The organism is Archangium violaceum Cb vi76 (assembly GCF_000733295.1).
In the GTDB taxonomy this organism is placed as follows: Bacteria; Myxococcota; Myxococcia; order Myxococcales; family Myxococcaceae; genus Archangium; species Archangium violaceum.
Genome location: NZ_JPMI01000123.1, coordinates 38,278 through 50,647 on the forward strand (window position 1 = coordinate 38,278; position 12,370 = coordinate 50,647).

The following is a 12,370-nucleotide window of genomic DNA, read 5'->3' on the forward strand; positions in this document are numbered from 1 at the left end:
CCTCGGGAAGGCGCTTCGGTGGCCATCCGTCCTAGACGATGTAATTGGCGGTACCGCCGTCCACGCGCAGCGCGGAGCCGGTGGTGGCCGAGGCGCGCGGGCTGCAGAGGTAGACGGCCAGGTGGGCCACCTCCTCGGGCGTGGCGAAGCGGCGCAGCAGCGAGGTGGGGCGCTCGTTCTTGAAGAAGTCGGCCTCCGTCTGCTGGAGCGTCCTGCCGCTGCCGGTGGCGAGGTTCTGCACGAAGTCCTGCACGCCCTCGGTCTTCGTGGGGCCGGGCAGCAGGGCGTTCACCGTCACCCCGGTTCCCGCCAGCTCGATGGCCAGTCCGCGCGACACGCTGAGCTGGGCCGTCTTCGTCATCCCGTAGTGGATCATCTCCTTGGGGATGTTGAGGGCGGACTCGCTGGAGACGAAGAGGATGCGGCCCCAGAGGCGCTCGCGCATGCCGGGTGCGTAGTGGCGCGAGAAGCGCACCCCGCTGAGCACGTTGACTTCGAAGAAGCGCATCCAGTCGGAATCCGGAATCTCGAAGAAGGGCTTGGGCTCGAAGATGCCCAGGTTGTTCACCAGGATGTCCACGCTGGGGACGCGGGAGAACACCGCCTGGGCCCCCTCGGCGGTGCCGGAATCGGCGACCACGCCTTCCACCTGGGCGCCGGGAACCTCCTTGCGGATGCGGGCGACGGCGTTGTCGACCGACTCGGCCTTCCGGCCGTTGACCACCACGCTGGCGCCCTCGGCGGCCAGGCCCCGCGCGATGGCGAAGCCGATGCCGAAGGTGGAGCCGGTGACGAGGGCCCGGCGGTTGCGAAGCTCGAAGTCCATGAGGGGTGACTCCTCGGAGGGTAGGGAAGCGCGCAGATTAGGAGGGCAGGGGGGCCTGCCCAAGCGCCTTGTTCGAATGGAAAGCAGGTAGGCTGCCGGAACGTCTGGAGGCACTCATGCCTGTCCTGCTCACGCGTTCGCCAGTCGAGGTCGCGCTTTTCGTCTTCGGCATCAACCTGCTGCGCTACGTGCTCTTCTCCGTCCCGGCGTTCCTCGTCTTCCACCGGTGGACGCCGAAGCGCGCGCTGTCACGGCGGCTCGGTCCGGGGCCCGTCGGCACGGCGCAGGTGCGCAGGGAGGTGTTCTACTCGGTGGTGAGCCTGGGCATCTTCGGGCTCACGGGCGTGCTGATGTACGTGCTCGCCCGGTCCGGACTGTCCCGCATCTACAACGACGACCGGTATGGGACCGTGTGGTTCATCGTGTCCATCCCGGTGATGCTCATCCTCCACGACACGTACTTCTACTGGACGCACCGCTTCATGCACTGGAAGCGCATCTTCAAGTACGTCCACCGGGTGCACCACCTGTCGAACAATCCCTCGCCGCTCGCCGCCTACGCCTTCCACCCGCTGGAGGCCGTCATCGAGACGGGCATCGCTCCGCTCATCGCGCTCACGCTGCCGGTGCACCGGGACGCGTTCGTCATCTTCCTCACCATCCAGTTGCTCATCAACGTCACGGGACACCTCGGCTTCGAGGTGTACCCGCGCGGCTTCCTGCGCTCGCCGCTGGGGTGGATCTTCAACACGACGACCCACCACCATCAGCACCACCAGAAGACGAACTGGAACTTCGGCCTCTACTTCAACGTGTGGGACCGGCTCATGGGCACCAACCACCCCGGCTATGTCGCGGCCTACGAGGCGGCCACCGAGGGGACGGGCTCCCGGGAGGACGCACGGAGCGGGCAGACGCCGGACGCGCTCAGTCCCTCCTCACCGCGCTGAGGCGCTCGCGGCGGCCCGGGTGCTTGCTCGCCGGACGGCCGTGGCTCAGGGCGTGGCGGAGCGCCGCGTCTTCACCCGCTCACGGCTCAGCAGCCGGGTCATGTTGCCGCCGTAGATGTCCCGCCGCTCGGCCTCGGTGAGCTTCAGCGCCGCGACCGTTCGATCCGTCTCCGGGGTGAAGAGCTCCCCGGAGCGCGAGTCCATGGGCGAGTCGCTGCCGAACAGGACGCGCTCCACGCCAAAGAAGTCACAGGCGAGCTGGATGGTCGAGGGCTCGAAGCCGAGCGAGGCCGTGTCGCGGTAGAACTTCTTGAAGTGCTCGATGTGCGTCTGCTGCTCGGCCCTCTGGTAGAGCGGCGCGTAGTCGGGATGATCCGGAGGCTTGACCGTGGGGCCGATGGCAGCAGCGCCACCCCATGCAAACGCCCGGGATGGGCCCGGGCCACGGTGTGCAGTCCGTCATTGCACAGCCGGGCGGCCTTCACCGAAAGCGAGGGCTCATCCTGCACACCCCGGAGCCCCTCGAGCCAGGGCAGCGGCACCACCACGTTCGACTCGATGCCGTACGTGTCCATCTGCCGCAGGCGCCGGTCCGTGTCCACCCGTGTGGGCGTGTTGGAGAAGAGCTTGCGGAAGACGTGCGGTCCGTCGCTCACACCCTCCAGGAAGTCCAGGAAGCCCGGGGGGCTCAGGTGGGTATAGGCGTCGATCTTCCGGCTCATCGCGAGGTGCTCCCCTGGTGGCTGGTGGGGCGGTGTCTGGCGATGAGCCGCGCCGCCGCGCCGCCGCTGTAGCGCTCGCTGTGGACCAGCTCCGCGCCACAGCGGGACATCAGCTCCGAGAACTCGGGGATGCTCAGCTGGTTGATGATGCTCTCGGCCAGGTAGCGGTAGGGGGCGGTGTCCTCGACGAAGGGGCTGACGACGTGGGGCATCACCCGCCGCATCCACGTCGTGTACAGGGCTCGCCACACCTCTGAGTCGCGAGGGTAGAAGTGATCCAGGATGATCAATCGTCCGCCCGGAGCCAGCACCCGCAGCATCTCGCGCATGGCGAGCTCGGGATCCGGGAAGTTGCGGTACGTGAACGCCGTGAGCACCACGTCATACGCGGCGTCGGGCCGGTCGATGGCGCACACGTCGCCCTCGAAGTACGTGCCCTGGGCATCATGCTTCCGGGCGACGCTCAGCATGCCGGGAGACAGATCCATGCCCTCGATGCGAACGCCCGGGTATTGGCGGCGCAGGAAGCGGGTCGACTCGCCGGTACCACAGCCCACGTCCAGCACGCGATCTCCCGCGCGCAGGCCCAGGGTTCGGAGTGCCCGCCGGTACCACAGGCTGGTATGGCCAGCGAACACCAGCAGCCGCAGGAAGTCGTAGCGGGGAGAGATGGTGTCGAAGAGCGCGCGGACGTACTCCCGCCGCGGCTCTCCCTGGAGCCGTGCGGCCTGGGCGGGTGTTGCACCCCCCTGCTCTCGAGCCTCCGACGCCCTGGTCTGTCCTCTCATCGAATGACTCCTCACCTCGAATGTCGTCCCCGACATGTGTCCCATGTCGACGCACGAATGCAACAGGGTCTCACCGAGGGCACGGCCATCCCAGAGCGCGTCCAGCTGGGCTTTGGTCTGTTCACGCTCCACCCCATCCACGAGGGGCGCAGCCGCTCCCTCAAGGGACAGGGCTTGAAGGCCTCGTGGGGTCGCTTCGAGATTTCCGCGTCCCCCGCGCCCCGGTAGGCACCGCTCAGGCCGGGGGAAGGGGAGGCAGGTGCGCCAGCAGGCGCCCGAGGTCCGGCTGGAGCTCGTCCGGGGCCGCGGTGGCGAGCGTCCCGGCGTCGTGGTTGCCCCAGGTGACGGCGTAGGTGCGCAGTCCCGCCGCCTTGCCGGCATGGATGTCGTGGGTGGTATCGCCCACCATCCACAGGCCCTCGGCGGTGCCCAGCGCGGCCAGGGCCCGGTGGATGACGTCCGGGGCGGGCTTGTGGGGGAAGCCATCGGTTCCCTGCACGTAGTCCAGGGCGGGCGTCAGCCCGAGCGCCTCGACGAAGCGCCGGGCCATGTCCGTGCGCTTGGTGGTGGCGATGGCCAGCCGGTAGCCCCGCTGCCGGAGCGTCCGCAGCAGCTCGACGACGCCGGGGTAGGGGCGCGAGCGGTTGACGAAGTTGCGGGCGTAGTGCTCGCGGTAGACGGTGCACAGCGAGACCGCGTGCGCGGGCGCGAAGTGCGCGTACATGGCCTCCAGCGGATGGCCGATGAGCGGGCGCACCTCCGCGTCGGTGGGCGCTGGCAGCCCCAGGCTCGCGAAGCCGTACTGGAAGCTGGAGATGATGTCCGGCAGCGAGTCCACCAGCGTGCCGTCGAGGTCGAAGACGATCGTCTTGTGCGGGTGCGTCATGGGGGCCGGTGCCATTCTGTGCTATTCGCGGCGGCGATGGCGCGCAAACGCATCCTGGCCCTCGTCACCCTGCTCCTCGCCCTGCTGGCGGCCACCTGGCAGCGCGCCCGGGCCATCGAGAAGCTGCCCCCGGACTTCGACGAGGGCATCTACCTCCCCCTGGCGTACCGCTACGCGGAGATGGTGGAGGGAGGCCGCTGGGGCGAGCTCATGGCGTACCAGGAGAACTTCGAGCACCCACCGCTGGTGAAGCTCCTGTATGCCTCGGAGTTGTGGGTGTCCGGGACGCCCGAGCCGGAGTGGAAGACGGTGCGCGTGGGCCGCCCCATCCCGGAGCCCGCCGTGCCCGTCTTCCGGCGGACGCGCTGGCTGTCCGGGGTCATGGGCATCCTCCAGGTGGGCCTCATCGGCCTGGTCCACCCGGCGGCCGCGCTCCTGCTCGCGTTCGACTCGTACCACGTGAAGTACACCTCGCAGGCCTACCTGGAGGCCGTCCCCGGCCTCTTCGCCATCCTCGCCGTGCTCGCCTTCGAGCGGGCCCGCCGGGGTGCCCGTGAGGCGGGGCGGGGAGCGCCCTTCCAGCTCGCACCGCTCGCGCTCTCCGGGGCCCTGTTGGGCTTCACGGCCGCGGGCAAGTACCCGTACGCGATGGTGGTCGGGCTGGCCTTCCTGCCGTTCCTGGTGGGGTACGGCCGGGCCCGGTGGCGCGTGTGGGCCGCCTTCGTCCTCCCGGCGATGGCCGTGTTCGTGCTCGCGGATCCAGCCCTCTGGCCGGATCCCCTGGGGCGCCTGTGGGCGTCCGTCACGTTCCACTGGAACTATTCGCACAGCGAGCACGTGGTGCGCTCGGCGCTACCCTGGTACCAGCCGCTCTACCACCTGACGCACGCGACCCCCACCTGGTGGCACAAGGGTGTTTTCGCCACGGGCGCCACGGTCTGGGTGTTGCTGCCCCTGGCCGCCATCGGGTTGCCAGCCACGTGGCGCCAGCGCCCCGTGTGGGCCGCCTGGGCCCTGGTGGGTCTGGTGTTCCTGGTGCTCTGGTCCACCAAGTGGGCCCAGTACCTGCTGCTCGTCCTGCCTCCGCTCTGTGTCTGCGCTGGCATGGGGGTGAGCACGCTGTACGGGCTCGCGGCCTCCGTGCTGCGGCGGCGCGCGGCGGGCGGCGAGCAGCCGAGCCAGGGCTGAAGGCCGCTCGAACCACCGGGACCTGGCCCCGTGGGCGCTTGGAGATGACGCTGGCCGGGCAACCGGGCGGGGGCCCTCCGTCCTCCCCGGAGAGCATTCGTTTGCATCCAGGCGTTCTCAGGGGTTAGGGGAGGGATGGGTACCCCCATGGCCACACAGACTCGCTACGCGCATCCCTTCCTCCCCGTCACCCGTGCCGACATGCAGGCCCGGGGCTGGGAGCAGCTCGACATCATCATCGTTTCCGGCGATGCGTACGTGGACCATCCCGCTTTCGGCCCCGTCCTCATCGCCCGTTTCCTCGAGGGCCGTGGCTTCAAGGTGGGCATCATCTCCCAGCCGGACTGGCACTCCGCCGAGCCCTTCAAGGCGCTGGGCAAGCCCCGGCTCTTCTTCGGGGTGGCCGCCGGCAACCTCGACTCGATGCTCAACCGGCTCACCGCGCAGAAGAAGAACCGCTCCGAGGATCAGTACAGCCCGGGCGGGCGCACCAACTGCCGGCCGGACCGGGCCACCATCGTCTACGCCCAGCGTTGCCGCGAGGCCTACCCGGAGGTGCCCATCGTCCTCGGTGGCATCGAGGCCTCGCTGCGCCGCATCGCCCACTACGACTACTGGAGCGACAAGGTGCGCCGCTCCATCCTCATGGACGCCAAGGCGGACCTGCTCGTCTTCGGCATGGGCGAGCGCCCCGTCTGGGAGGTGGCCGACCGCATGCGCCGGGGCGAGCGCATCGAAGACCTCCGCGACGTGCGCGGCACCGCGTACATCATCAACGACGCGGAGATGAAGGCCCACGAGGCGGACCCGGCGAAGCGCGCCGTGGACCAGAAGGTGGTGGTGTTGCCCTCCTACGAGGAGGTGGTGGCGGACAAGCTGGCGTTCGCCCGCATGTCGCGCGACTTCCAGATGGAGACCAACCCCGGCAACGGGCGGCCCCTGGCGCAGCGGCATGGCAACCGCGCCGTCTACTTCAACCCGCCAGCGCGGCCCCTGGAGGACGGGGAAGGCAAGGGGGACAACGCGTCGGTGGCCATGGACGAGCTGTACGACCTCCACTTCAACCGCGTCCCACACCCCATGTACAAGGAGCGCATCCCCGCCTACGAGACGGTGAAGCACTCCATCGTGCTGATGCGTGGCTGTTTCGGCGGGTGCACCTTCTGCTCCATCACCGAGCACGAGGGCCGTGTCATCCAGAGCCGCAGCGCGGAGAGCGTGCTGCGCGAGGTGCGGGCCCTGCGGCGCATGGGGGACTTCCGCGGCACCATCACGGACCTGGGTGGCCCCACGGCCAACATGTACAAGCTCAAGTGCAAGAGCGAGGACATCGAACGGCGCTGCCGCAAGCTGTCCTGTGTGCACCCCGGCGTCTGCGAGAACCTGCAAACGGACCACGGGCCCCTCATCGACGTGATGAAGCAGGTGCGAGCGGAGGAGGGCGTCAAACACGTCTTCATCGCCAGCGGCGTGCGCTACGACCTGGCCGAGCGCTCCCCCGAGTACGTGAAGGAGCTCGCCGCGCACCACGTGGGGGGCCAGCTGTCGGTGGCGCCCGAGCACGTGTCGCCCCGCGTGCTGGAGAAGATGAAGAAGCCCGGCATCGAGAGCTTCGAGCGCTTCCAGCACATGTTCGCCTGTGCCAGCGAGGAGGCCGGCAAGGAGCAGTACGACATCCCCTACTTCATCAGCGGCCACCCGGGCTCGGCGCTGGATGACATGGTGGAGCTGGCGCTGTGGCTGAAGCAGAACGGCAAGCGGCCGCGCCAGGTGCAGGACTTCATCCCCACGCCCATGTCCGTGGCCACGGCCATGTACTACACGGGAATGGATCCCCTGAAGATGGAGCCCGTCTACACGGCGAAGGGGCTGCGGGAGAAGCGGCTGCAGAAGGCGCTGCTGCTCTTCTGGAACCCCGAGCACTGGCCCCTGGCCCGCGAGGCGTTGCAGCAGGCCGGCCGCGAGGATCTCATCGGCCGCGGGCCGCACGCGCTGGTGCCTCCGGAGACCGCCGCCGAGGCCTCGCGCCGCAAGCAGGCCGAGGCCCGCGAGCGTCAGGAGCGGCGGGCTCGCTGAGCAGCGCCTGTCCGCTCGCCTCCCTGGACTTCGGTCGGGGGCTCGATGGACCTACGGCGTCTGCCCGGGTCCGTTGCCACCTTTGGCCATATGACGGACCTGTTCCAGCTCTTCGCCGTATCCGCGGTGGTGATGGGGCTCTCCCAGACCCTCACCCGGGAGCGTCTCTTCGCGCCCCTGCGCGAGTGGCTCGGAGGCAAGGAGACCTGGTGCGGTTACCTGGCGTCCTGTCCCTATTGCACCTCGCACTACGTGGCCTTCGTGCTGGTGCCGCTCACGGGCACCTATCCCATCACGGTGGTGGTGGGCGGCTGGCCAGGCACGGTGCTGAGCTGGTTCCTCTCCTCCATCCTCGTCACCGTCATCGCCGCCTTCTTCCGGGTGCTCTTCTGGTTCGTGGACGAGGCGCAGGGCCTGGTGCGCCGGCGCCAGCGCAGCGAGGAGGAGGAGATCGCCACCAGGCAGGTGGTGCGCAAGAAGGTGGAGCAGGAACTCTCCCCCGAGGCGCCGGACGAGCCGCGTCCCCCCGTCCCCCACTGATCAAGCGCGGCGGCGGTAGAGGCGCTCCTGCGCATCCACCTCGTCGTACTCGGTCTCGATGACGGTGTGGCGCAGCGTCTCGCCGCGTCCGAGCGCGAGCACGCCGAAGCGCCGCAGCGACTGGTTCAGCAGCCGGTACACGCGCGTCTGCAGGTCCGCGCCGAAGTAGATGAGCACGTTGCGGCAGAGGATGACGTTGAACTCGTTGAAGGTGCCGTCGCTCACCAGGTTGTGCTGGGCGAAGACGATGTTCTTGCGCAGCGGCGCCTTGAAGATGGCGTGGTCGTAGTTGGCCGTGTAGTAGTCGCTGAAGGCGGCGGTGCCCCCGGCGCGCAGGTAGTTGGCCGTGTACTCCCGCATGTGCTCCATGGGGAAGATGCCGGACTTGGCCCGCTCCACCACGGCCGCGTTCATGTCCGTGGCGTAGATGCGGCTGCGCTCGTACAGGCCCGCCTCCATGAGGAGGATGGCCAGCGAGTACACCTCCTCACCCGTGGAGCACCCGGCGTGCCAGATGCGCACGAAGGGGGCGGAGAAGAGGTGGGGGACCACCTTCTCCCGGAATGTCGCGAAGAAGCTCGGGTCCCGGAACATGGTGGTGGTGTTGACGGACAGGTGCTGCAGCAGCTCCTCCATGGCGGAGGAGTCGTGCAGCACCCTGGCCTGGAGCGCGGAGAGCGTCCCCAGCTTCTGGGCGTGGACCATGTTCCACACCCGCCGCCGCAGGGACGTGCGGGCATAGCCCCGGAAGTCGAGGCCGTAGCGCCGCATGATGCCCTCGAGGAGCAGGTCCAGCTCGATGTCCTCGAGGGCGTCATCACCCTCGACCGCTTCACGCACCAGCGCTTCCTTCATCACCCGTCACCCGCTGCCCGCTCACTCGAGACGGGGATTACCCGTTGTTGTTGCCGCCAGAGTGTGCACGCTCCGCGTTCTTGAACAGCCAGACGCGCAGCAAGCTGAGCAACTGGTCCGTCTCCACCGGCTTGGTGATGTAGTCGCTGGCGCCCGCGTCGATGCACTTCTCGCGGTCTCCCTTCATGGCCTTGGCGGTGAGCGCGATGATGGGCAGGCTCTTCAGCTCGTTGACCTGGCGGATGGCGCGCATGGTCTCGTAGCCGTCCATCTCCGGCATCATCACGTCCATGAGGACGACGTTGAGGTCCGGCGTGGCGCGGATGATGTCGATGCCCTTGCGGCCGTTCTCCGCGTAGAGCACCTGCATCTTGTGCTTCTCCAGCACGCTGGTGAGGGCGAAGATGTTGCGCACGTCGTCGTCCACGACGAGCACCTTCTTGCCGGCCAGCACCGGATCGCTCTGGTGCACCTGCTTGATCATCGCCCGCTTGTTCTCGGGCAGATTGGCCTCCACGCGGTGCAGGAAGAGCGCCGTCTCGTCCAGGAGCTGCTCGGGTGACTTGACGCTCTTGATGATGATGGCGTCGGTGACCCGCTTGAGGACCGTCTCCTCCTCCTCGGACAGCTCCTTGCCCGTGTAGACGATGATGGGCGGGGTGTGGCCCTTGAGCTTCATCGCCTCGATGAGCTGCAGGCCCGTCATGTCCGGCAGGCCCAGGTCCAGCACCACGCAGTCGAAGTAGCGCTCCTGCATGGCGTTGAGGGCATCCTGGCCGCTGCCCACCGCGGTCGTCTTCACGTCGCCGTTGCCAATGAGGGTGACGATGCTGTCGCGCTGGCGCTGATCGTCCTCCACCACCAGCAGGTTCTTCACCGGCCGCTCGATGAAGCCCTTCACCCGGGCCAGGGCATCGCCCAGGGCCTCGCGGTTGGCCGGCTTCTGGAGCACCGCCAGCGCGCCCAGCCTGAGGCCGCGGCTGCGCTGCTCCTCGCTCGCGGAGATGATGTGCACCGGGATGTGGCGGGTGCGGCTGTCGTGCTTGAGGCGATCCAACAGGTTCCACCCGTCGATGACGGGCAGGCCGATGTCCAGGGTGATGGCATCCGGCCGGTACTGGCGCGCCATGGCCAGGCCCGTGTCTCCGCGCAGCGCCACCAGGCCCTTGAAGCCCTTCTCGCGGGCCAGGGTCAGCACGATGCGGGCGAAGACGATGTCATCCTCGATGATGAGCAGCGTCCGGTCTCCCGGCTGGATGTTGCGCCGGTCGTCCTCGACCTCCTCCTCGCGCGCCAGCTCCGCGTCCTGCACCGCGGTCTCCACCTCCGCGCGCAGCGCGTTGAGCCGCGCCTCGGCCGTGACCCGCTCGGAGGAGACGCCGCCGCCGTTGCCACCGTTGCCAACGGCGCCGCCGTTGCCGAGCTGCTGCGGACGGAGCGAGCTGGTGACGGGCACGTACGTCTGCGGCACGTAGAGGGTGAAGGTGCTGCCCTTGCCCGGGGCGCTGGTCACCTTGATTTCGCCACCCAGCAGCTTGGCGATCTCACGGCTGATGGACAGACCCAGGCCGGTGCCCCCGTACTTGCGGCTGGTGGTGCCGTCCGCCTGCTGGAAGGCCTCGAAGATGATGCGCTGCTTGTTCTCCGGGATGCCGATGCCCGTGTCGATGACGGAGAAGGCGAGCACCGCGCCGCCCTGGTTGAGCACGGGGTGATCGATGCTCCAGCCGCTGCGGGCCGGACGCACGTCCAGGGTGACGTGGCCTTCCTCGGTGAACTTGAAGGCGTTGGCCAGCAGGTTCTTGAGCACCTGCTGCAGCCGGCGTCCGTCGGTGAGGATGTGCGAGGGCAGGGCCTGGGTGAACTCCAGCTTGAAGCCCAGCTTCCGATCCACGGCCACCTGGCGGAAGGTGCGCTCCACGAAGTCCTTCAGGCTGCTGAGCGACACCTCGTCCACGTCCACGCTCATCGTTCCGGACTCGATCTTCGACAGGTCCAGGATGTCGTTGATGAGGCTGAGCAGGTCGCTTCCGGCGCCGTGAATCGTCTGGGCGAACTCCACCTGACGGCCGCTGAGGTTGCCCTCGGAGTTCTCCGCCAGCAGCTTGGAGAGGATGAGGAGGCTGTTGAGCGGGGTGCGCAGCTCGTGGCTCATGTTGGCCAGGAACTCGCTCTTGTACTTCGAGGAGAGGGCGAGCTGCTGGGCGCGCTCCTCGAGGGCCACCTTGGCCTGCTCGATTTCGCGGTTCTTGCGCTCGACCTCCATGTTCTGCACCTGCAGGAGGCGGCTGCGCTCCTCGAGCTCCTCGTTGGTCTGCTGCAGCTCCTCCTGCTGCTGCTTGAGGCGCTCCTCGGAGGCCTGGAGGCTCTTGGCCTGCTGCTCCAGGCGGCGGTTGGTCTCGGTGAGCTCCTGCTGCTGGCTGCGCAGCTCGTCGGCGAGGCTCTGGGACTGCTTGAGCAGCTCCTCCGTCCGCATGCCGGCGGCGATCGTGTTGAGCACGATGCCGATGGACTCGGTGAGCTGATCCAGGAAGGACAGGTGCGTCTCGCTGAACCGGTAGAAGCTGGCCAGCTCGATGACGGCCTTGACCTGGCCCTCGAAGATGACGGGGAGGACGACGATGTTGAGGGGCTTGGCCTCACCCAGTCCGCTGTTGATGCGGATGTAGTCGTCCGGCACGTCGGTGAGGAGGATGCGGTCCTTCTCCAGGGCGCACTGGCCCACCAGGCCCTCGCCCAGCTTGAAGGAGTTGGCGAGGCTCTTGCGCTCCTTGTAGGCGTAGGCGGACAGCAGACGCAGTGCCTGCATCTTGTCGCCGCCGTCCATGATGTAGAACACGCCGTGCTGCGCCTGCACCAGCGGCGCCAGCTCCTTGAGGATGAGCTTGGAGACCGTCTCCAGCTCGCGCTGGCCCTGCAGCAGGCGGGTGAAGCGCGCGAGGTTGGTCTTCAGCCAGTCCTGCTCGGTGTTCTTCTGCGTGGTGTCACGCAGGTTGGAGATCATCTGGTTGATGTTGTCCTTCAGGGCGGCCATCTCGCCCTGGGCCTCCACCGAGATGCTCCGGGTCAGGTCGCCCTTGGCCACGGCGGTGGCGACCTCGGCGAGCGAGCGCACCTGGGTGGTGAGCGAGCCGGCCATCGAGTTCACGTTGTCCGTGAGGTCCTTCCACGTACCGGCGGCGCCGGGCACCTTGGCCTGGCCACCCAGCTTTCCTTCGATACCCACCTCGCGGGCCACCGTGGTCACCTGGTCGGCGAACGTGGCCAGCGTGTCGATCATCCCGTTGATGGTGTCGGCCAGGGCGGCGATCTCGCCCTTGGCGACGAGGGCCAGCTTGCGCTTCAGGTCACCGGCGGCCACCGCGGTCACCACCGTGGCGATGCCGCGCACCTGGGCGGTGAGGTTGCTGGCCATGCTGTTCACGTTGTCCGTGAGGTCCTTCCAGATGCCGGCGACGCCCTGCACCTGCGCCTGGCCGCCCAGCTTTCCTTCCGTGCCCACCTCGCGGGCCACGCGGGTCACTTCGGAAGCGAAGGAC

Annotated in this window: 11 protein-coding genes; 5 read left to right on the forward strand and 6 right to left on the reverse strand. The window is 68.3% G+C overall.

The genetic code is table 11. The features are described from left to right. Window positions 1-31 precede the first annotated feature (31 nt). On the reverse strand, window positions 32-826 hold the full coding sequence (locus Q664_RS18485) for an SDR family NAD(P)-dependent oxidoreductase (protein ID WP_043396972.1): 795 nt from the start codon (window positions 824-826) through the stop codon (window positions 32-34). A gap of 116 nt (window positions 827-942) precedes the next feature. Between Q664_RS18485 and Q664_RS18490 the strand changes: the two genes are divergently transcribed. Further along, window positions 943-1,776, forward strand: a complete 834-nt coding sequence (locus Q664_RS18490; protein ID WP_052518320.1) for a sterol desaturase family protein — start codon at window positions 943-945, stop codon at window positions 1,774-1,776. A 45-nt stretch (window positions 1,777-1,821) separates the two neighbouring features. On the opposite strand, the gene Q664_RS60990 is transcribed toward Q664_RS18490, so the two are convergent. Continuing rightward, window positions 1,822-2,175, reverse strand: coding sequence for an amidohydrolase family protein (locus Q664_RS60990; RefSeq protein WP_084610069.1), 354 nt, complete (start codon window positions 2,173-2,175; stop codon window positions 1,822-1,824). A gap of 319 nt (window positions 2,176-2,494) precedes the next feature. Continuing rightward, entirely contained in the window at window positions 2,495-3,286 is a 792-nt protein-coding gene (locus Q664_RS18495; protein ID WP_043396975.1) for a class I SAM-dependent methyltransferase, read from the reverse strand. A 57-nt stretch (window positions 3,287-3,343) separates the two neighbouring features. On the opposite strand from Q664_RS18495, the gene Q664_RS59145 reads away from it, so the two are divergent. Next, on the forward strand, window positions 3,344-3,514 hold the full coding sequence (locus Q664_RS59145; RefSeq protein WP_160174438.1) for a DUF6081 family protein: 171 nt from the start codon (window positions 3,344-3,346) through the stop codon (window positions 3,512-3,514). Between the two features lie 7 nt (window positions 3,515-3,521). On the opposite strand, the gene Q664_RS18500 is transcribed toward Q664_RS59145, so the two are convergent. Then, entirely contained in the window at window positions 3,522-4,172 is a 651-nt protein-coding gene (locus Q664_RS18500; RefSeq protein ID WP_043396977.1) for an HAD family hydrolase, read from the reverse strand. A gap of 36 nt (window positions 4,173-4,208) precedes the next feature. On the opposite strand from Q664_RS18500, the gene Q664_RS18505 reads away from it, so the two are divergent. The 3 genes from Q664_RS18505 (at window position 4,209) to Q664_RS18515 (ending at window position 7,976) form a co-directional block, all read left to right on the forward strand. Continuing rightward, entirely contained in the window at window positions 4,209-5,360 is a 1,152-nt protein-coding gene (locus Q664_RS18505) for a hypothetical protein (protein ID WP_043396979.1), read from the forward strand. A 147-nt stretch (window positions 5,361-5,507) separates the two neighbouring features. Further along, on the forward strand, window positions 5,508-7,436 hold the full coding sequence (locus Q664_RS18510; protein WP_043396982.1) for a YgiQ family radical SAM protein: 1,929 nt from the start codon (window positions 5,508-5,510) through the stop codon (window positions 7,434-7,436). A 90-nt stretch (window positions 7,437-7,526) separates the two neighbouring features. Continuing rightward, a complete protein-coding gene (locus tag Q664_RS18515) occupies window positions 7,527-7,976 on the forward strand; it encodes a hypothetical protein (RefSeq protein WP_043396985.1) in 450 nt (149 codons plus the stop codon). Here Q664_RS18515 and Q664_RS18520 read toward each other — a convergent pair whose 3' ends face one another. Both Q664_RS18520 and Q664_RS18525 read right to left on the reverse strand, forming a co-directional pair. Beyond that, complete coding sequence (locus Q664_RS18520; protein WP_052518321.1) at window positions 7,977-8,831, reverse strand: CheR family methyltransferase; 855 nt, start codon at window positions 8,829-8,831, stop codon at window positions 7,977-7,979. 37 nt (window positions 8,832-8,868) lie between these two features. Next, window positions 8,869-12,370, reverse strand: a 3,502-nt coding sequence (locus Q664_RS18525; protein WP_043397019.1) for a hybrid sensor histidine kinase/response regulator, incomplete at its 5' end; no start/stop codon positions are given.